Here is a 19,767-nt window from a genome sequence, read left to right on the forward strand (position 1 = left end):
CACCCGCTACACCGGCACGGCGATCGCACTGCACTGGATTTTGGCCCTGGCCCTGATTGGCATCTTTGCCTTCGGCCTGTACATGACCAGCCTGCCCTTCTCCCCCACCCGCCTCAAGTACTTCAACTGGCACAAATGGGCCGGTATGACGATCTTGATTTTGTCGGCCGTGCGCATCCTGTGGCGCTTCACCCATCGCCCACCGGCGCTGCCCGAGGCCACCGCCCGCGCGATGCCCGCCTGGCAGCATGTGGCCCACCACGGCGTGCACCACCTGATGTATGCACTGTTCTTTGCGGTACCGCTCGTGGGCTGGATCTACAGCTCGGCAGCGGGCTTTCCCATCGTGCTGTTTGGCGTGATGCCGCTGCCCGATCTGGTGAGCAAGAGCCCCGAGCTGGCGGAAGCCCTCAAGCCCTGGCATGCCTACCTCGCCTACACCTTGGCTGCGCTGGTGGTCATGCATGTGGCCGCACTGCTCAAGCACCAGCTGATCGACCGCGATGGCCTGCTCTCGCGCATGCTGCCCGGCCGCGCCTCTTGATTCGTACTGTTTTGCACTGTTTTTTTACTGGAGTCTGATCTGATGTCCAAGCTCTCCCCCTCCGCCCTGTTCGCTGCCGCCCTGACCGCAGCTGCCTTTGCCACCCCCGTGATGGCCCAGCAAGCACTGGTGCCCGCGCAAAGCGCCGTCAACTTCGAAGCCAAGCAGATGGGCGTGCCGATCAAGGGCCACTTCCAGAAGTTCGATGCCAAGATCGCCTTCGACACGGCCAAGCCCGAGGCCAGCAAGATCCATTTCTCGGTCGATACCGGCAGCGCCACGATGGGCGTCAAGGAAACCGATGCCGAGCTGCCCAAGGCAGAATGGTTCAACGTCGCCAAGTTCCCACAAGCCACGTTTGACTCCACCGCCGTCAAGGCGCTGGGCGGCGGCAAGTACCAGGTCGATGGCACCTTGACGATCAAGGGCAATGTCCAGAAGGTCAGCCTGCCTGTCACCCTGACCCAGTCGGGCACGACCACCACCGCAGCGGGCACCCTGCCCTTGAAACGCCTGACCTATGCCATCGGTGATGGCGACTGGAAGGACACCTCGATGGTGGCCGACGAAGTGCAGGTGCAGTTCAAGCTGGCCCTGACCGGTGTGGGCAAGATTTAAGCCACGTTTTTCCCTGTTCTCAGCTCTTTAACCCCTTTTTTAGGAGATTCCTGATGCGCACTTCCCTGTTGGCTCTGGCCGCTGCTTCCCTGTTCGCCGGTGCCGTGCACGCGGCTCCAGCCACCTACGCGATCGACCCGACGCACACCTTTGCGACCTTCGAGATCGACCACAACGGCGCCAGCACCAACCGTGCACGCTTTGACAAAAAAGAAGGCACCCTGACCCTGGACCGCGCTGGCAAGACCGGCTCGGTGGACATCAGCATCGACACCGCCTCGGTCAACTCCGGCACGCCCGCTTTTGACAAGCACCTGCAAAGCAAGGACATCTTCAACGTGGCCGAGCACCCCAAGGCCCGTTTCCAGTCCACCAAGTTCGTGTTTGACGGCGACAAGCTCGCCTCCGTCGAAGGCAACATGACCTTGCTGGGCAAAACCCAGCCCGTGACCTTCAAGGCCAGCAAGTTCAGCTGCTACCCCAACAAGATGCTGCAGGACCGCGAAGTCTGCGGTGGCGATTTCGAAACCACCTTTGACCGCACCGCCTTCGGCCTGGACTACGGTGTGAACTATGGCGCTGCCAAGAACGTGCGCCTGGTCGTGCAGATCGAAGCTGTGAAGCAGTAACCCAGCCGATACCCACGCTGAAATCCTCCGCACAGGAGTGCAGACTGCCAGTGGCCGATTGACGGCCCCTGGCAGTTTTTTTATTTCACGATGACTCCAGCCCGGCACTTCGCTGGACTGCGCTGAAGCTGGATACAGCAGGTTTATCAATAACTTACGCGCGTCCATCATATGCCGGTGCTTTCTGAAACCTGACCCGGCTTACCCTCGCGCCGCTCCTATGTGGCTCTTGGAATCGGGTCGTTCCAAGGAGTCATCATGGCCAAGATCAAGCTCACCAAGACCGCCGTAGAGGCGGCACAACCCCAGGCGCAGGCCGTCGAACTGCGGGACACCGTGGTGCCCGGCTTCCTGTGCAAGATCACCCCGGCGGGTCGCCGGGTGTTCATGCTCCAGTACCGCACGAACGCGGGCGAGCGCCGCAAGCCCGCCTTGGGTCTGTTCGGAGAACTGACCGTCGAGCAGGCCCGCGTCATGGCGCAGGACTGGCTGGCCGAGGTTCGCCGAGGCGGCGATCCCGGCGGCGCCAAAACCGAGGCGCGCAAGGCCCCCACCATCGCGGAGTTGTGCAAGAAGTTCATGGAGGACTACTCCAAGAAGCGCAACAAGCCCAGCACGCAGGAAGGCTATCAGGGCGTCATCGACCGCTGCATCATCCCATTGCTGGGCCGCAAGAAGGTGCTTGATGTGAAGCGCCCCGACATTGCCGGGCTGATGGAAAAGCTCTCGTACAAGCCGACCGAGGCAAATAAGGCATTCGGCGTACTGCGCAAGATGTTCAATCTGGCCGAAGTGTGGGGCTACCGCCCGGACGGCACGAACCCGTGCCGGCATGTCCCGATGTTCCCGCCGGGCAAGGAAACCCGGCTCATCGTGGATGGCGAATTGGCGCTGATCTACCGCCACCTGGACAAGTTGGAGGCCGAAGGGCTGGAGAACTACGTCATCCCCCTGGCGATCCGGCTGCAATTCGAGTTTGCCGCCCGGCGCTCCGAAATCTGCCCACTCGAATGGGCTTGGCTGGACTTCGAGAACCGCCGTGTGGTTTGGCCCGACAGCAAGACTGGCGGCATGTCCAAGCCCATGAGCGCGGAAGCCTATCGGCTGCTCTCGACGGCGCCGCGCCGGGAAGGCTGCCCGTATGTCCTGCCGTCGCCAAACGACCCGGACAAGCACCTGACCTTTGGCGAGCACTACGGCGGCTGGTGCCGGGCGCTCAAGGCCGCCGGCGTGCCGCACGTCGGCACGCATGGTATTCGCCACCGTTCGACCACCGACATTGCCAATTCGGGCGTGCCGACCAAGGTAGGGATGAGACTGACAGGACACAAGACCGTAGCGATGTTCATGCACTACGTCCACACAGAAGACAAGCCAGTACGCGAGGCGGCCGAACTGGTGGCCAGCCGGCGTCAGGCCATCACCGGCGCAGGGCAGCGCCAGTCGCAGGAGGCCGCAGCATGAACAGCGAAATGCTTCTGTATATGGACGACAAGCCAATCCGCCAGACATTGTCTGGCGAATCCTCCCCAACGCCGAGAAAGCCGAAAGTTGAACTGGCAAACCATGCCCGTTTCGGGTATAGTTTTCGGGAGTGCCAAATATGACCGTCTTCAAACGCAGGGACTTTGCACGGTGGCAGGCCAGCGAAAGGCTACCTGACGCCGCTTTGTGCAAAGCAGTCCAGGAGATGGAGGCCGGTCTGGTTGATGCTGACCTGGGCGGCTTTCTCTACAAGAAGCGGGTAGCGCGCCCTGGTGGCGGCAAAAGCGGCGGCTATCGGACGCTGCTGTCGGCACGGATCGGCAGCAGCTATGTGTTCCTGCATGGGTTCCCCAAGAGCAACAAGGCGAATATCACTCAGGACGAAAGGAAGGCGTTGCAGTTCGCTGGCAAGGTGTTTCTGGAACTGTCGGCAGAGAACTTGGCGAAAGCGCTGGAGTCCGGCGTTCTACTGGAGGTGTGTTGTGACGAGCAAGCTCATTGAATCCCTGCGCGGCGACTTGGCTGCGCTGCATGACGCTGGCGCAATCGGCAAGGTAACGATGCGCGAGTTCGATGCCATCTGCCCGCCGCCAGTGCGGGAGTTCAGTGCTGCCGACATCAAACACCTGCGCGAAGAACTGAAGTTCAGCCAGCCGGTGTTTGCGCTGCATCTGCACACGACAGCTTCGACGGTGCGCAAATGGGAGCAAGGCGATACCCACCCGGCCGGCCCGGCGCTCAAACTGCTGAACATCATCGCCGACAAGGGCTTGCAAGCCATCATCTAGTGCCCCGCACTGGTGACTGCCACGCATGGATGAAGCCGTAGTCGTTTTCTCCCGCAAGGGCCTGTTTCAGACCCGGATTGTGGCGCGCGATGTTCGCAGCCGGGAACATGCGCGCAAGTTATGGCCGTTGGTGTCTCCCGATGCTTTGCGGCAAATGGTGACGTGGGTCAGCCCTATCTTTGAAGATGGAAAGCTGCGTCGGCGCTCCCATTTCCGGCAATTGCCCGTTGATCGCATCTACGACCTCAGGGCGCACTTTGATGACGAAGAAACCAACCGGCAGCGGGCCGTACAGGAAAGCCAAGAGCATCGGCGCGCAAAAGAGTTGATCGCGGCAGAGCTTGGTCGGCGTCTGGATGCCCGGCTTGCCATGCCGTGGTGGTTCAAGGATGCGGATGCATCAGACTACCCGCTGGAAGGTAACCTATTGCTCGGCGCTGATCGTGTAGCGACCGAGCATCCATTGGATACACCCTTCGGCAGCCGATTCCGGCTCGATGTTGCGGTGCTTGGGCCGCCTGTCCAAGCGGAGCCAATGGTTTTGGGTGGCGTGGAAATCGAGCTTGGCCATGCCTTCGACGGACGTAAGGCACTGATCGGTAAGTCGCTGGGGTTCCCGCTCATCTCCATCGACATCACGGAAATGTCGATCGACGAGTTGACGCCAGAATGGGCGCAGCAGGCATTGACCGCCACCACGCGCAGCCACGAACAAGGGCGCCGGCAAACGTACATCTATCTCCATGACCTGCTGTACCCCCTCTACGCCCAGTTGCCAGCATTCCTCGATGACGAGCAACGTCACCAGTTCCTAGTGTTCGCAGATGATGCAACCTTGCAAAAGCTGGCGCACTGGATGAACTTGCTGGCGGAAAGGCTGGAATACCCGAAGGGAGCTGTTGCGGTCGCGTTGGTCAACGGAAAAAGTGAACAATCACGCAAGATGCTGGAGCGCGCAGGGGAAGTTGCCGGGCCTGATTGGAAGGACTTCAATAGCCAGCGGTGCCTGCGTTTGACTCTTCCTCGCCCTCGAAACACTGCGGATCTTCAGGCCCATCGTTTTCATATGACGATGGCGCGACTGCTGCTTTCCCATGCCGATGCACTTGTCGGCTACAAGTATTGCAACGGCGTGAACAACAACGATCCAGAGGAGGATGTCTGGATCGCCCATCGCTGGATTGCCGAGCAGGGTATCCATACCCAACACCGTGTGCTGCCCAAGCGATTGGCCGAGCCGATCAACCGGCTGATCGCAGTGGTGTCCGATTTACGCCGCGATCATGAAACGTCGGCCGCAGAGTCGTAACCACGCGATGCCAAAAATCATCAGGTAGCCGAATAGCTGATTGCTTACGCTGCGCCGTACTGGCCACGGTTCTGGGCAATTCCGCCCGAATAACCGGAGCACGACCATGACGCAACCGTCCTTTTCATCGTTCGGTGCTGCACTGATAGAGCCCGATTCCCAAGGCCAGAACTGTCGGCGCGACGGCTGACCAGATTCAGGAAGCCTACGTCATGCCATCGAGCATGGGTGTATCCGCGTGAAGTGGTCAAGGAGGTGCTGCGGCTCAATGCGGCGGCGGTCATTCAAGCGCACAACCACCTGAGCAGGAATCCTGAGTTGGACAGTGCCGACATATTGCTGAACCAGCGAATCAAGAAAGCGCCCGACAGTTGGCGTTCGCACAGCACTGGATCACATCTTCGTGGCTGGGGCAGCAACTGTGTCGTTTGCCGAACGAGGCTTGCTGTGAGCTGGCTTCGACTGCTTTTCTCCAACCTCAAGCTCCTGCTGCGAAGAGTTGTTCTTCACATCATTAAGAGGACTCGTATCTTGTACGGTTTTGTCATTTTTAGGATTTGATTCTTGCTTTTTGGATGGAGCAATTTCAACAGTTACGCCATCTTTCGGCAGGGGGCTAGATTTTAAAATCGATTGATCAACAATGGCGGCAGATGATGGTTGCGCACTTTCATTTTCATCGCCAACTCCAACAGATTTATTGCCTGGGTGAAAAAATGGAGCAACAACAAACAGAGCGATAAAAATAAATGAGGCAGCAATCATTCCCTTAATGGTGATTTTTGCTGTTTTCTTGTACAAACGAATGGCATCCAAAACTGGATGCAATGCCAGCTCTCGATAGTCTGAGCGGGTTAGCGCTATATGAATATTCTTATGCCAACGTCTCATGTTGAGCAGCTCATTTACCAATGACTTAGAGCTAACATGACGTTGAATAATTATGCTAGCCCATGTAATGGCCAATAAAACAAAGCAGAATATTATCCCGGCAACTGCCCAGGTGTTTTTCTGAGAGGACAGCAATGTCAGGCGCACGCCTAGCCCCGTTGCCAATGCTGCGAGACCTATCACAAAACCCGTAGAAAGTCGATGAACACGATCCACGATACGCGAAACATCTTCTCCAACCGCCTTCCTAAGGTCGGCCATAGCTTTTACTGTTTCTGCTGACTTTGATCTCACATAGGCGCGATGATCAAGCCGAGCCCCATCAAGCGCTTCCTGCAGAGATTCGGGTAATACGGTTAGCCACTCCAAGTTCCCATTGGATTGAGAGTCCCTGACAATCGCAGAAAGACGCCGCACAAGAACTTCATGCCGGGCTTCTGTGTCCTGCTTTACGAGTATCCAGTCGGCTGCCTGGCATATTTTTGCATAGGCGTTGTCATCCTGGCACTTTTCCCCAAGATAGAAAGTACGTTTTCTTGCGCCATTGAGAGATACCTTTATTGTATCTTCTTTCCACACATCTGAAACAAGTAGCGTTGCCAGATTTTTAGCTGCCAGCGCCTTCCATATATTCCACGGTTCACCACTGCCATCATCGCCTATTAATATCCAGCGATAAGGGTCTGCCGGAACAGTGGCGCCGGTCAAATCGCGCACTACACCTTTTCTGGGGTCGATTGCATCTGAATTGGGTTCCAAGGGTGGCAAGCCAGGTAATGGCTCGCCATCCCAAGAAAGGACAGAAAACCCCTTGGTCTTGAATCCAGTAAAAAAATTTAGTACCAATAGCTCGCTGGCTAAGGTCAATGCCTTGTCCTCCAAGGCCGCTGAAAATCCTGCTTGCGACGCAAAGAAAACCCTTCCGCCTACTGGCTTCTTGATTACAAGGGTGACATCCTCATTTGCAACAGCATCTATTGAGATCTCGGAAAACTCGCCATCACGGATGGAAATCGACCAAGCTTCCGATTTCTTTCCTGAGAAATCATCGAAGGCTCGCTTGAAATCGCCCGATTTTTCAGAAGAGACATGCCCGGAAATGTCGATTTGATCGATGGTTTCGCGGATGTTGACATGCTCTCCTAAAGCATCAATCAGGGATGCGAGGCATTTTTTCGAGTTCATCGTTCCGTTCCAAGCCGGTGGATCGTATGGTTATTTCAACGCCTCCATTTCCCTCTGTTTTTATCTCTACATTCTTGTTTTCTTCGTGCCCGGCGCTAAATAAGAGAGTTATCCCTTCATTTGTGACAACCCGCCGGTACTCAGCTGGTGGTGGAGTAGCCCCCTCAAATTTGAATGCTTCTGTGCTTATGTTCTTATTGGCGAGTTTGCTCTTGAAGGTTTTTAAAATTGCAGCCTCTGGAGCCACACCTTGCAATACGGCACCAAGAAACTCCTCTGGCTTTTCAAAGTCAAAACCTTCAAGCCTTGACATGGCTGCACGTACGAACCGCTTAGGCGCTTTCGCAACTTCGGGAGGAACCTCACTTTTGTGCGCCTTGATTGACTCGACTGCCGCATCTTCGAGGCGCTTGGTCAGCTCGACCGGCTCAAGCGCACGGCGTATATCCAGGAAATTGGCAAAATGCTGAGTGGCATCGCGATAGCGCCCGGACGAATGGTCAATTACCACGATTGATGATTGAAAGTCCCCGCCTGATTCGATATTTTCATTTTTATGAAATCGTATGACGGCAGATTTTTGCATGGCCTTACGATCCTTCGTAAATGTTTCGACAAGCGTCTGCAAATCAGGAACAGGGTTTCCATCCCCATCTAAGATCAGATTACCTTCTGCATCTTTAATGTAGGAATAAGATACGACCTGCTGATGCTCGTATTTGATGACGGCAACAAATCGAGTATCCCCTTCCGTTTTGAGGACAAAGAGCATCAGAACGCCGGGCGCAAGTCGTTTGTCCTGCTTTACTTTCTCTTTGAATCTAGCTGCCAGATCGTGCGAGGCTTTTATAAATCCATCTTTTGCTTTTTGGCTAGGCAAAGCTCGATAAAGGAGGCTTGGAATTCCTGCGCCAGGAAGAAACTCATAGGCGGCTCCACGAAGAGTCTCTTTAACTCGCTCAACGAAGAAATCCACGCATTGCGGTGGTTTAACTTCTGCTAAAAAAACGGGGGATTCCGACGCAGGATCGACAACGTGGAAGATCATTCGCTCAATGGTGAGACCTTCTGCTTCTTTTTCACTAAGAATGCTCATCGACACCCCGTCTTAATTTTTAAATTTAGAGTTAAATGATGTGTGGATTTTAATTTTTCCTCACACTACTTTTGTGTATTAGCAATATTTTGCGTCAAGGTAAACCAGATGATTTTTGGTCATCTACCCATACCAAACATGCAATTTATCAGAAATTCTTAACATTTGGAGACATCCTTGCGTCTCCGCTTCGCGGACCACGCTGCTTCAGGTTCGCTGTTCGCTCATCCCTAACGGGACTGGCATTCGCCAGCCTTCCGCATCCCTGACGCCTCCGGCCCGGCTTCCAGCTTCGGGCCTGCGCGCTTGCGCTTGCCGTGCGGTTCGGCACAGAGGGAGGGCCGTTGCCATGTCCAGCCGTCTTTCCTGACTCCATCACCTTGTCCGCGACTGTAGCCCGCGTCCGTGTGCGGTCAAGGCGCGCAGGGCCGTGTCCTCGGCTGCGCCTGCGGGCCGCACCAACCCTGCGCTTGTCTCCTTGACGGCCCCCGTCCACGGGCTCCCTTTCGTCGCGGGCGATGAACTCAGGAAAGACGGTGGCAACAGGGCCAACCGGGTTCCTCGTGCCGACCGCACCGAACAGCCGAAAGGCTGGGCTCCGAATCTAGGAATCCGGTGTGCGGTTTTCTTCAACAGCCTTTTTGTTCAGGAGAACGACATGCTTGCAACCCGTTTTGCCTCCCACTCCCCAGCACTGCGCAGCGACTACCCGCTGTCCGATGACCAGATTCGCAGGGTGGCCCCGTCCATCTTCGCGGATGCCCCGCACCAAAGCCGTTCCGAGCGGTACGCCTATATCCCCACGGCCGCCGTACTGACCGAGCTTCGCAAGGAGGGGTTTCAACCCTTCATGGTGACGCAGACCCGCGTGCGCGATGAAGGCAAGCGCGAGCACACGAAACACATGCTGCGCCTGCGCCACGCCAGCCAGATCAACGGCGCGGAGGCGAACGAAATCGTGCTGCTGAACTCGCACGACGGCACCAGCAGCTATCAGATGCTGGCCGGGATGTTCCGTTTCGTTTGCAGCAATGGCCTTGTCTGCGGCGACACCGTGGCGGACGTGCGCGTACCCCACAAAGGCGACGTGGCCGGTTCCGTCATCGAAGGCGCTTTCGAGGTGTTGAGCGGTTTCGAGCGCGTGAAGGAATCGCGCGACCTGATGCGCAGCATCACGTTGGACGATGGCGAATCCGACGTGTTCGCCCGTGCTGCGCTGGCGTTGAAGTACGACGACCCGGACAAGCCCGCGCCCATCACCGAATCGCAAATCCTGATGCCGCGCCGGTTCGATGACCGCCGCCCTGACCTGTGGAGCGTGTTCAACCGCACGCAGGAGAACTTGACCAAGGGCGGATTGCATGGCCGCAGCAGCAATGGACGCCGCCAGAGTACCCGCCCCGTGCAGGGCATTGATTCCGACATTCGCCTGAACCGCGCCCTGTGGCTGCTGGCCGATGGCATGCGCGCTCTCAAGGCTTGACCGTTCCCCCCCCGGAGGGGCCGTTTCCCCTCCATTCCCTTGTTTCACTCGATTGGAGATACATCATGAACGCTATCACCTACACCGAAGCCCACGCCGTCAACACCGCAGCCAGCAGCGCCGCGAACGTGCTGCAAGCCGCCGACCCGAGCAAGCACATGATCCTGGTGCCGCTGTCGCGGCTGGTGCTGCGCCCCACGGGCCGCAACGTGCGCAAGACCCCGCGCATGTCCATCCCTGAACTGGCCGCGAGCATCCAGCGCGTGGGCCTGCTGCAAAACCTCATCGTGATTGCATCCGCCGATGGCGAGCATTACGAAGTCGTGGCCGGTGGCCGTCGCCTCGCCGCGTTGAAGCTGCTGGCAAAAAAGCACCGCATCGCCAAGGATTGGGACGTGCCTTGCTTGCAGGTGGCCGATGGCAAGGCCCGCACGGCCAGCCTGACCGAGAACGTGCAGCGCGAAGCCATGCACCCGGCAGACCAGTTCGAGGCATTCGCCGCGCTGGTGGCCGAAGGCCGACCCATCGAGGACATTGCGGCGGATTTGTCCGTTACGCCGCTGGTGGTGCAGCGCCGCTTGAAGCTGGCGAACGTCTCGCCCCGCCTCATGGCCGACTATCGCGCCGATGCCGTGAGCCTTGACCAGTTGATGGCCCTTGCCATCACCGACGACCACACCATGCAGGAAGCCGCGTTCTACGATGCCCCACAGTGGCAGCGGCATCCCTCGCACTTGCGCGAACGCCTGACCGAAAGGGAAATCGACGCTTACCGGCATCCGCTGGTGCGCTTCGTCGGACTGGACACCTACGAAGCCGCAGGCGGTGGCATCCGCCGTGACCTGTTCGCGGAAGGCGATGCGGGCGTGTACCTCAACGATGCCGCGCTGCTGGAACGGCTGGCGCAAGACAAGCTGGCAGGTATTGCCGCCGCTATCCGCGCCGAGGGTTGGGCGTGGGTGGATGCCACGCCGGGCGTGACCCATGCCGACCTGCACGCCTTCCAGCGTGCGCCGAGGGAACGGCGCGAGCCGAACAAGCGCGAAGCGCAGCGCATCGAAAAGCTGCAAGAGAAAATGCGGGCCATCGGTGAAGCCGTGGACGCCGCGATGGACGCCGACGACGAGGAAAAGGCCGATGCCTTGCAGGAGGAAGGCGAAACCCTGGGCGAGCAGTTGCAGGCGTTGGAAGATGGTTTGCAGGACTACGGCGCGAACGTGAAGGCCGCAGCCGGTGCCATCGTGACCATCGACCGCAACGGCGAGGCCGTGATTCATCGAGGGCTGCTGCGCGAGGCCGAAGCAAAGGCGCTGCGCACGCTGGAGAAGCTGCGCCAAGGCTTCAGCGACCCGGACACCGCGAACGATGACGAAGGCGAGGAAGACGAGCAGCCCAAGGCCGCAGCGATTTCCGACCGGCTGGCCCAGCGCCTGAGCGCTCACCGCACCGCTGCGCTGCAAATCGAGGTAGCCCGGCATCCGCAGGTGGCGCTGGCCGCTGTGGTGCATGGCATGGTGCAGACCGTCTTGCAGGAAAGCCGCTACGGTCGCAGCCGTGATTCTCTGCCGCTGGGCGTGGGCCTGAAAGTGCAAGATCGGCTGGAAGGCATGGCCCCGGACTGGCCGGAATCGCTCGCCGCTGTGGCGCTGCGCGAACTGCAACAGGCGGCGGGCGAAGCCTTGCCGGAGGACAGCGCCGAACTGTTCGCTGCGCTGCTGGCGAAGCCGCAAGACGAACTGGTACGGCTGCTAGCCGTGTGCGTGGCTTCCACGGTGGACGTGGTGACGCCTCGCGCCGTGCCGCACCAGCCCGGCGAGGAACTGGCGCAGGCCGCGGGCCTCGACATGGCCGCATGGTGGCAGCCGACCGCAGAGGGCTACTTCAAGCACGTTTCCAAGGCCATGACTCTGGATGCGGTGGGCGAGTACGCGCCGCAGCACGTAACCCGGCTGGCGAAGCTCAAGAAGGCTGACATTGCCAGCGAGGCCGAGCGGCTGGTGAACGGTACGGGCTGGATGCCCGCCATCTTCAAGGCCGAAGGCCCGCAGCAGGCAGTGAAGGAAAGCGCGCAGGAGGCAGGACCGGAGCAGGACGCGCCGGAGGATGCCGAGTCAATGGCGGATGAGCCCGCCGAGGCGCTGGCCGCTTGACCCTGCATCACAGGTAAGCGCCCCGGTTCCGACCGGGGCGCATTGCTGGAAGGAGACTCCCTATGACCCGTACCACCACCAGCCGCCCGCGCATGGCGGCGATCTACGCCCCCAGCACGGTGCGCGCCCGCAGCTGGCACGGCGAGGGCGATGTGCGCGGCTACCGCCCGCCCTCGGGCTGGACGGCCCGCGCAGACCTCACCGACATTCATCCCATCACGGGCCGCGCTTTGGCGCGCGCCGTGTGGTGGATCATCGAGACGAAGGAATAACCGCGTTCAGCACCGCGCCCAGGTCGTTCCGTCCTGGGCGCGGTGAAACGCAAAATCCGGGCGCGGCAGTGGCCGCGCCCGGTGAGGATGCTTCATGGCGCGATCAAGACTCTGACCTTGAGTTCGTCCTGCTCTGCATTCAGGTCGTTTTCGATTCCGCGCGGGTTATGGATTCGGCCATCCGGGTCATATACGAAGCAGAAAAGCGTGCGGCAGTTTGGGTGCCTCTTGTATTTCGCAATATCTACGATGAGTTGCTCGCCCAACTCTCTGGCACCGAGTCCTGGCCGTGATTTCTTAATCTCCACCACGGCTTCAATCTCGGGAAGCAAGAAGTCCATTCTGGACGCGCCGCCAGCGTAGCTGGGCGTCCATTCTTCCGGTCGCACATCGTCGAAGGGGATTCTCAAGAGCGCGTGGAACAGATCCTGCACGTCGTATTCATCACCGATGTCCAGAGTCGGTCGGTCTTGACGCCGAACACGTAGTTGCTTTGCGACCTGATGAAAGCGCTCTCCTATCCGATAGAGCGCTTCGACCCTTTCGGGTGCTGTGACTTTCCCCGGAGAAAGTTGGGCGCTTCTAAGGCAGGCAGGACTTCTCCTTACCCGTGCAAGCATGGCGTTGACTACTCCTCTGACATTTTCCACGCCCCGGTATGACGGCGTGCCGATATAGGTATTGGTGCTGTCGTTGAAGTAGTCTGCGACGATCTTCGCATGATGCAATCCGTCAACGACTTCATCCCGAAAAAGGTCGATGAGTTCGACCCCGATTTCCCTATACCTGCCTTCATCTCCTTGGGCCATATAGATGCCACTGTGAGACTTGGTAAATCGCCCAAGCATTGCGCTCAGGGCGGCTGAATACCGCTCCAATGTGTCGATGAACTCATCTTGGGTCATATGAATCTGGTTCTGAGAGGTGTAAGCAGGGTAGAGCGTAGCTTGTTTATAGTGGGAAGTAGGTGATATGGGCCTGTGCGTGTAGGCGCGATGCGCCACCGGGCTTTCGGGCTGCGCCCCGTGCCGACTTCGCCGTCACGGCCATTCGGCTTCAATCCCTCACGCCTTCGCGCCTGCGGTGCTGCGCGCTGCGCTTGCCTCTAGGGGAAAGCCCTACGGGCTATCCCCGCCGCGCGCAGCTTGGCGCCCCTCGATGCTGCCGAACCGGCTGCGCCGGATCGGCACGATCAGCGCCTCTTCGCAATGGACGGTGCGTTGGCGAACACGCTGATGCTTGCTGCGGCAGGTTGTGCAGATGCGTGCCGTCCTCAACGCTGACGGTTCTCGCCCATCACGTCACGAAGGACGGTTCACGGGCATCCCGCCCGACATCGCCATGGAGCTTCCACGCCACGCCTCAAGAGCGGCGCCGCAAGGTGCGGCAGGGGCGTTCTCGCCTGTCGTTGGGGTGTTGACCTGGCCCGCGTCAGAGGGCGAGCCGGAACAGCCTTCGGGCGGGGATGCCGAGTCGGCCCTGTCTCCCTTCGAATTGGGGGTGGTTCGGCCCAAGGCGTCCTTGTGTTGTTGTGAATCCTGGCGGTGGCGCGGCTGCGCCTCGGGCTTCATGGCTGCAACCGTCCAGCGAAAACAATTTCCCCTCTGCTGCGCAGATTCCTCGCGGGCCAAATTCTTTTCGCCTTCCGGCTCTCCACTGCGTTTCGACCGCAAGCGGTGCGGCCCGCCCGTCCCCCGCCGGCCGGATCACAACAAGGACGCGATGGGCGCGAACCTTGTTCCACCAAAAGGAGTTTCATCATGGCCAACATCGGCAGCTTCACCGCAGACAAAGACGGCTTCACCGGCACGCTTCGCACCCTGACGCTCAACGTCAAGGTCAAGCTGGTGCCCAACGACAAGGGGGACAACGAGAAGGCCCCGGACTTCCGCCTGCAGGCAGCCAGCCATGACATCGGCGCGGCGTGGAAGAAGACCAGCGAGGCCGGGCGGGAGTACATCTCCGTGACCCTCGACGATCCTTCGTTCCCGGCCACGGTCTACGCCCGCCTAATCGAAGGCGAGGACGGCACGCACGACCTGATCTGGTCGCGCAGCAAGCCCCAGGCGGCCTGACAGCCGCCCACTGCGCCCCGTCACATGGCGGGGCGCTGCGCTGTTCGTTCGTCCCGAACGAGGCAGCGGCAGGCAGCGTCCATTGCAGGTTACGTCTTCCAGACTGGGAGCAGTGTCTGCGGTTACGGCCAGGGCATGGCGTGTCGGCGCGATGCGCCGCCGGGCTTTACGGGCTACGCCCCGCGCCGTCGTTGCCGTCACGGCCATTCGGCTTCAATCCCTCACGCCTTCGCGCCTGCGGCGCTGCGCGCTTCGCTTGCTCCCGGGGGAGCGAGCTGCGTTATGGCGCTGCCCTTTTAATTGTTGATTCGATGTATGGCTTGAGATTCAGCATGAATAGGCGAATCCATTCGTCTTTCAATTCGGGGGGTACCTCTTCCGCCGACGGGGCTAAGCCCAGTGTTTTTAACGCACCCTCACTGGCCCTCGATATGGCCAGCGTTCTGACTCGATCATCGTTAAGAGCCTGAACGATCTTCCCGGTGTGCTGAAAAGCCTCAAGGTACATCTTTGGTGCCTCGCTCGCTATTTTTGGCAAGTCATCCAAGCGGCCTACGAGGCTGAAATCAACGGATAAATCCAGCGTTTTCCCCTCGACGGGATCAATGGCATAGGTCTCTTGAAAAGCCGGGCCGCTGTACTCATCGCTGATAAGGATAAGGAGCCTTGCAAAATTGAAGAGTTCTACATATCCGAGGATTCGACCTTCCTGTGGCTGAGCAACCACGGAAACACAGTGGAAAAGGTGATCCTGCGGTCGGTTCTCAATCAGATCCGCATCGAAGAAAAAGTAAAAGGGGTTTGGAGCCTCAGGGCTCGGGTCTAAGAGGTAAGCCAGTGCCCGAGCGCAGTTGCTTTTTTCAATATGATCAACCTCCGACAAGAGGGCCAGGCACGACTTGACCATAGACCTTCCGGCTGCCGGGCCGCCATAGCGGAAATTCATGCAGAGCGGTTCGTCCAAGTAATTGTCTACTTGCTCCGAGCGGGTGGTGGCGTTCTTGAAATCGAATTCCGGGTGATCGACAGCAATCTTTTTGAGCAAGTTCTTTATAGTTCTTGAATCATTTGCTCGAATGGCGACTTCTATCCTGTTGTCTGACTCTTGGGTCGATATATCATGCCCATCAAGCACCAATACAGAGTCAGCCCGAAGCCGTAGCTTTTCTCCTGACGCAGTTTGCACTTTGAAGTCTGGATGCGTGCCGCCTCGCCCGCGTTTGACTCCGGCTGCACTCGAAAACCAGAGGAACTGCTTTGCGAGTTCCGCCTCCCATGCAACGCCCCGCGTGCTATTGCAGCTCCTGCAGATGAAGTCGTGGACTTCCTTGCGCCCACCTATTGAGCTGGGAATGATGTGCTCACCCGTTCGGTGATCGCCCTCCAAGGGATTGGGGCAAAGCCAACATGTTTTCATGAATCCTCCCGACCGAAACGCAGCGCTTCGGCGACTACGACCTGGCTACTGCCAGTAGCTCTTCTGTCCTGCTCATCAGCACTGCCGTGCTGCATTCGAGCGCACTGGCGATCTTGAAGATGATCGCCAGCGTGGGCATGTGCTCGCCACGCTCGACCTTGCCCATGTGCGAACGCTCGATGCCGGCGAGGTTCGCCAGCGACTCCTGCGCGATGCCGCGCTCCGTCCGCAACGCGCGCACCGCCGCGCCGAAGGCTTGCGCCAACTCGGCGTCGAAGGTGGTGGCGCCGGCTGGTCGGCCACGCTGAATGGGTCGCTTCTGCATGGACAGAAGCGTCAATTCGCAGCACAATTAAAACCACGTTATCTTTAACTCATTCATGCTTTTGGCCCTTTTTCGTTCTTTTACGGAAATCCGCTTCTGCGGATTCCGGTGAAACCGGGAAACCGCCAACGTGCCTTTGCAGATTTCTACAATTGAGCTTTTGCGCTTTCGTGTTTCCACGGCTTTCGTGGAATACGCATCCACGCTTTCGCGTGGAAACGCAAAACCGACATGCCATGTTGGAACAGGAGCACCTCGATGAAGGCTCCCCTCGTCACCGAGGAGCAGCGCGCCGCGCTGCTGGAGAACGGGCGGCGGGTCGCCGCCGGTGAACCATACGACCCGTTGCCGGTCGTGCGGCTATTCACTCCCGACGCCCACGCGATCTGGCTGCTGGCATCGCTCGATCCTGCCGACGGCGATACAGCTTGGGGCGTCATGGACGTGGGCATCGGTATGCCCGAGCTGGGTCACATCAAGCTGTCCGACCTGGCCTCCATCGTCGGCCCGAACAAGCAGCCCGTAGCGCGGGATTTGTACTTCCAGGCGGTGCGCCCGCTGTCGGAATACCTGCGGCTGGCGCAGGAAAACCGCTCTGTCGTCGATTGAGCCATTCGCACCCAAGCCGGGCGTATTAAGGCTATTTCGGTCTTGCTCCAGACCCGCAAAGTCTGAATCCGCACTCTTGCACCGAAGCAGTGCCCTCATGCGAAAAACAGCCACGATCCTTTGCGGGAGTTGCGGCACGGTATTCCGTGCCGCATGACATTTCTAAGTCGGGCGGCCGTCGCATTCGGACGGATTTCGCAATACGCCGGAGCCAATTAGCCTTGACACCAACAGATACAGCTTAACCGGATTTCTACCTTGATTTAAGGCTCCTGCATGTCTGACGCCGTGGCGACGTTCCTGCTGTTCGACAGGAGCTACGGTCATGGTCAATCCTCATCACGTCGCTCACTGGTATCCCACGGCGGCTTACCTCTACATCTTGTGGCTGGATGCGCTGGCGCTGGCCTGGGAGTACTTGCGTAGGCATCCTGATTACCGGCTTGACTGGGTGCGCCGTGCGCGCCGCCCCGATGCTGCGTATCGCTGGGGCCTGCGCCTGCTGGAAGACCCGGCGCTGGATGCGCGTGACGCGCATCCGGCCTGGCTGCCCGGCCATGCGGCCGTGGTGCAACTCTATCCCGATGCTGATCCGCCGCCTGACGCGGCCAGATTCGACTTCTGGAACATTCCCGGCCACAAGCACCTGCTCCACGATGGCAAGCGGCTGGCATTGATCGCGCGCAGCCCCGGCCATTGCCAGCGTTACGCGCTGGCCTTTGGCCTGGAAGACGGCATGGCTGTCGCCTATGCCCATCGCGGCGACGCTGCCGCGCCTGTGCTCGATCACGCGCCCAGCGCCGCGCGAACCAGGCCCAGGCCGACGCCTGCTGCGTTACTGGAGCTGCACACCCTGCAGGCGCTCGACGCGACCCTGGCGGGCGCGTCCTTGCGCGACGTGGCCGAAGGATTGTTCGGCGTAGACGCCACGGCCGGTTGGTACAGCGACGGCGGCCTGCGCTCCAAGGTACGCCGCCTGGTGCGGCGCGGCGATGCGCTGATGCGCGGCGGCTATCGCCGCCTAGCACAGCTTGCGCCGCTTGAGAAGGGTCGTTTTGATGGCCACGCAAAACGACCCTGAGCAAGAGGGCTTCGTTTTCTGAGACTGCCTCCATCCGGTTGCGCTGTGCGGCCGGAGCTTTGAAAGCTACGGAGGTTCTCACTATGCGTCCCGCTCCCTTGCGGCCTTCTGCCGCACCCGCCACTGCCCCGACCACTGCTGCGCAGCCGCAGCGTTATCTGACCAACGACGAGGCCGCCGACTACCTGCGGCTGTCGCCGCGCACGCTGGAAAAACAGCGCGTACTCGGCGGTGGCCCGCGTTTTCGCAAGTTCGGCCGGCGCGTCATGTACGCCGTGGCCGACCTCGACGCCTGGGCCGCCGACCGCAGCTTCGAGACGACTTCCGATCCCGAATACGCCGAGCACCACTCGGCCGACAGCCGTGCGCGCTGATCGGCGGCACGCGGCAGGCCATCGCCATGTCCAGCACTGCGCTGCCGTCCCGGCAGCGGCCCGTGCCAGAGCGCGAACAGCTCGATCTGTTTCGCGCCTTGCCGGGCGACATGGCGCCGCGCGACAGCCAGGACTTGATGGCCTTTCCGTTCTTCTCGCTGGCGAAGTCGCGGCGCGTCGCGCCGATCGACTTCCGGGCCAGCGGCATCACGATCCGCGTGGAGGGCGCGCAGGAGCACGGCATCGCCACGATTTGGGATGCGGACATCCTGATCTGGGCGGCCAGTCAGATCGTGGAAGCGCGCGATGCGGGCTTGCGCCCGTCGCGGCTGATGCAGGCCACGCCTTACGAGATCCTGCGCTTCATCGGGCGCGGTACGTCGCTGCGCGACTACCAACGTCTCAAAGCGGCCTTGGATCGCCTGCAATCCACCACGGTGGCCACGTCCATCCGGGAGACCACGGGAAGACGGCTGCACCGCTTCTCGTGGATCAACGAATGGAAGGAACTGGCCGATGCCAAGGGCACGCCCTTGGGGCTGGAGCTGATCCTGCCGGACTGGTTTTACGCGGGCGTCATGGATGCCGCCCTGGTACTGACCATCGACCCGGCGTATTTCCGGCTCACGGGCGGGATCGAGCGATGGCTGTACCGGCTGGTGCGCAAGCACGGCGGGCGCCAACCGGGCGGCTGGCAATTCGATTTTCGGCACCTGTATCGGAAATCGGGCAGCGCCACGCGCTTCTCGGACTTCGCCTACGACCTGCGCGCGCTAGTCGCTCGGCAGTCGATGCCCGGCTACGTCCTGGGCATCGAGCGAATGCCGGACAACGGCGCCGAGCTGCTGACCTTCCGGCCCGTGCCGTTCACGGCACGGGGATAAACGGTGCGCAGCTTGTGGATGGGCTCGTGCTATCAGGAGTACGGCGTATCGTGCTATCGGGAGTACGGCTATCGTGCTATCAGGAGTACGAATCGCCAGCAAACCCAATAACGGTGCGGGTTTGCGGCCCCTCTAACTTCCCTAACTTAAATCATCTAACTGATAGTAGAAGCGCCGCACGCCGGTGGAAAACCGCCGAGCGGCACCACGCACAGCAGCAACAGCCGGGCTTTCCAACGTGGAGGGTCAGGCCATGATCGTCGCGCTGCTCAACCAGAAAGGCGGCGTGGGCAAGACCACGCTCGCCACCCACATCGCCGGTGAGCTGGCGATGCGCGGCCAGCACGTCGTACTGCTGGACGCCGACCCGCAAGGCTCCGCGCTGGACTGGACGCAGCGCCGCAGCCAGCAAGGTTTGCCACGGCTGTTCAGCGCCGTGGGCCTCGCTCGCGAAACATTGCATCAGGAGGCGCCAGAACTCGCCAGGCGGGCCGATCACGTCGTCATCGACGGCCCGCCGCGCATCGCCGCCTTGGCGCGCTCCGCGCTGCT

General features: G+C 59.9%; 21 protein-coding genes and 1 pseudogene. 17 read left to right on the plus strand and 5 right to left on the minus strand.

Translation table 11 applies throughout. The features are described 5' to 3' along the window. The 8 genes and pseudogenes from H928_RS0114765 to H928_RS30885 form a co-directional block, all read left to right on the plus strand. On the plus strand, nucleotides 1-544 hold a 544-nt coding region (locus H928_RS0114765; protein WP_027010973.1), incomplete at its 5' end, for a cytochrome b. 42 nt (nucleotides 545-586) lie between these two features. After that, nucleotides 587-1,162: a YceI family protein gene (locus H928_RS0114770; RefSeq protein ID WP_021027208.1), complete on the plus strand. Its 576-nt coding sequence runs from the start codon at nucleotides 587-589 to the stop codon at nucleotides 1,160-1,162. A gap of 53 nt (nucleotides 1,163-1,215) precedes the next feature. Further along, nucleotides 1,216-1,791, plus strand: a complete 576-nt coding sequence (locus H928_RS0114775; RefSeq protein WP_021027209.1) for a YceI family protein — start codon at nucleotides 1,216-1,218, stop codon at nucleotides 1,789-1,791. Nucleotides 1,792-2,049: 258 nt separating this feature from the next. Continuing rightward, nucleotides 2,050-3,255 carry a site-specific integrase gene (locus H928_RS0114780; protein ID WP_017232038.1) on the plus strand — a complete coding sequence of 402 codons (1,206 nt, stop codon included), beginning with the start codon at nucleotides 2,050-2,052 and terminating at the stop codon, nucleotides 3,253-3,255. 139 nt (nucleotides 3,256-3,394) lie between these two features. Next, complete coding sequence (locus tag H928_RS0114785; RefSeq protein ID WP_017232039.1) at nucleotides 3,395-3,778, plus strand: type II toxin-antitoxin system RelE/ParE family toxin; 384 nt, start codon at nucleotides 3,395-3,397, stop codon at nucleotides 3,776-3,778. Then, a complete protein-coding gene (locus H928_RS0114790; RefSeq protein WP_012479502.1) occupies nucleotides 3,759-4,064 on the plus strand; it encodes a DNA-binding transcriptional regulator in 306 nt (101 codons plus the stop codon). Before H928_RS0114785 ends, H928_RS0114790 begins: the two co-directional genes overlap by 20 nt. A 25-nt stretch (nucleotides 4,065-4,089) precedes the next feature. Next, nucleotides 4,090-5,373 (plus strand): hypothetical protein, encoded by a 1,284-nt coding sequence (locus H928_RS0114795; RefSeq protein WP_017232040.1) that lies wholly within the window; start codon nucleotides 4,090-4,092, stop codon nucleotides 5,371-5,373. A 222-nt stretch (nucleotides 5,374-5,595) separates the two neighbouring features. After that, nucleotides 5,596-5,824 (plus strand): annotated as a pseudogene (locus H928_RS30885) (JAB domain-containing protein); the annotation flags it as partial. Here H928_RS30885 and H928_RS30890 read toward each other — a convergent pair. Both H928_RS30890 and H928_RS30895 read right to left on the minus strand, forming a co-directional pair. Next, a complete protein-coding gene (locus H928_RS30890) occupies nucleotides 5,767-7,449 on the minus strand; it encodes a hypothetical protein (RefSeq protein WP_076472153.1) in 1,683 nt (560 codons plus the stop codon). The pseudogene H928_RS30885 and the gene H928_RS30890 sit on opposite strands and share 58 nt — an antisense overlap. Beyond that, complete coding sequence (locus H928_RS30895; protein WP_076472149.1) at nucleotides 7,415-8,545, minus strand: nucleoid-associated protein; 1,131 nt, start codon at nucleotides 8,543-8,545, stop codon at nucleotides 7,415-7,417. The genes H928_RS30890 and H928_RS30895 overlap by 35 nt, the downstream gene beginning before the upstream one ends. Before the next feature lie 658 nt (nucleotides 8,546-9,203). Here H928_RS30895 and H928_RS0114805 point away from each other — a divergent pair. The 3 genes from H928_RS0114805 (at nucleotide 9,204) to H928_RS0114815 (ending at nucleotide 12,450) form a co-directional block, all read left to right on the plus strand. Further along, entirely contained in the window at nucleotides 9,204-10,028 is an 825-nt protein-coding gene (locus tag H928_RS0114805; protein WP_017232042.1) for a DUF932 domain-containing protein, read from the plus strand. Between the two features lie 65 nt (nucleotides 10,029-10,093). Further along, entirely contained in the window at nucleotides 10,094-12,178 is a 2,085-nt protein-coding gene (locus tag H928_RS0114810) for a ParB/RepB/Spo0J family partition protein (RefSeq protein ID WP_021027210.1), read from the plus strand. Between the two features lie 62 nt (nucleotides 12,179-12,240). Continuing rightward, entirely contained in the window at nucleotides 12,241-12,450 is a 210-nt protein-coding gene (locus H928_RS0114815; RefSeq protein WP_017232044.1) for a hypothetical protein, read from the plus strand. A gap of 92 nt (nucleotides 12,451-12,542) precedes the next feature. On the opposite strand, the gene H928_RS32895 is transcribed toward H928_RS0114815, so the two are convergent. Beyond that, entirely contained in the window at nucleotides 12,543-13,355 is an 813-nt protein-coding gene (locus tag H928_RS32895) for a hypothetical protein (protein WP_021027211.1), read from the minus strand. Nucleotides 13,356-14,210: 855 nt separating this feature from the next. Between H928_RS32895 and H928_RS0114825 the strand changes: the two genes are divergently transcribed. Beyond that, entirely contained in the window at nucleotides 14,211-14,525 is a 315-nt protein-coding gene (locus H928_RS0114825) for a DUF736 domain-containing protein (protein WP_017231974.1), read from the plus strand. A gap of 280 nt (nucleotides 14,526-14,805) precedes the next feature. Here the strand turns inward: H928_RS0114825 and H928_RS27990 are convergent, their stop codons facing one another. After that, the gene (locus tag H928_RS27990; RefSeq protein WP_021027212.1) at nucleotides 14,806-15,942 is read right to left on the minus strand and encodes an HNH endonuclease; all 1,137 of its coding nucleotides are present in this window, start codon (nucleotides 15,940-15,942) and stop codon (nucleotides 14,806-14,808) included. A 34-nt stretch (nucleotides 15,943-15,976) separates the two neighbouring features. Next, entirely contained in the window at nucleotides 15,977-16,267 is a 291-nt protein-coding gene (locus tag H928_RS0114835) for a helix-turn-helix domain-containing protein (RefSeq protein WP_021027213.1), read from the minus strand. A 258-nt stretch (nucleotides 16,268-16,525) separates the two neighbouring features. On the opposite strand from H928_RS0114835, the gene H928_RS0114840 reads away from it, so the two are divergent. From H928_RS0114840 to H928_RS0114860, 5 genes are all read left to right on the plus strand, one after another. Then, complete coding sequence (locus H928_RS0114840; protein WP_017231428.1) at nucleotides 16,526-16,876, plus strand: DUF2958 domain-containing protein; 351 nt, start codon at nucleotides 16,526-16,528, stop codon at nucleotides 16,874-16,876. 325 nt (nucleotides 16,877-17,201) lie between these two features. Then, complete coding sequence (locus H928_RS0114845) at nucleotides 17,202-17,957, plus strand: DUF2285 domain-containing protein (protein WP_017231427.1); 756 nt, start codon at nucleotides 17,202-17,204, stop codon at nucleotides 17,955-17,957. A gap of 83 nt (nucleotides 17,958-18,040) precedes the next feature. Further along, nucleotides 18,041-18,331 (plus strand): AlpA family transcriptional regulator, encoded by a 291-nt coding sequence (locus H928_RS0114850; RefSeq protein WP_021027215.1) that lies wholly within the window; start codon nucleotides 18,041-18,043, stop codon nucleotides 18,329-18,331. Between the two features lie 26 nt (nucleotides 18,332-18,357). Then, nucleotides 18,358-19,215 (plus strand): replication initiator protein A, encoded by an 858-nt coding sequence (locus H928_RS0114855; protein ID WP_021027216.1) that lies wholly within the window; start codon nucleotides 18,358-18,360, stop codon nucleotides 19,213-19,215. Nucleotides 19,216-19,468: 253 nt separating this feature from the next. Then, on the plus strand, nucleotides 19,469-19,767 hold a 299-nt coding region (locus H928_RS0114860), incomplete at its 3' end, for an AAA family ATPase (RefSeq protein WP_021027217.1).

Source organism: Comamonas sp. B-9, from assembly GCF_000410635.1.
GTDB lineage: Bacteria > Pseudomonadota > Gammaproteobacteria > Burkholderiales > Burkholderiaceae_C > Comamonas.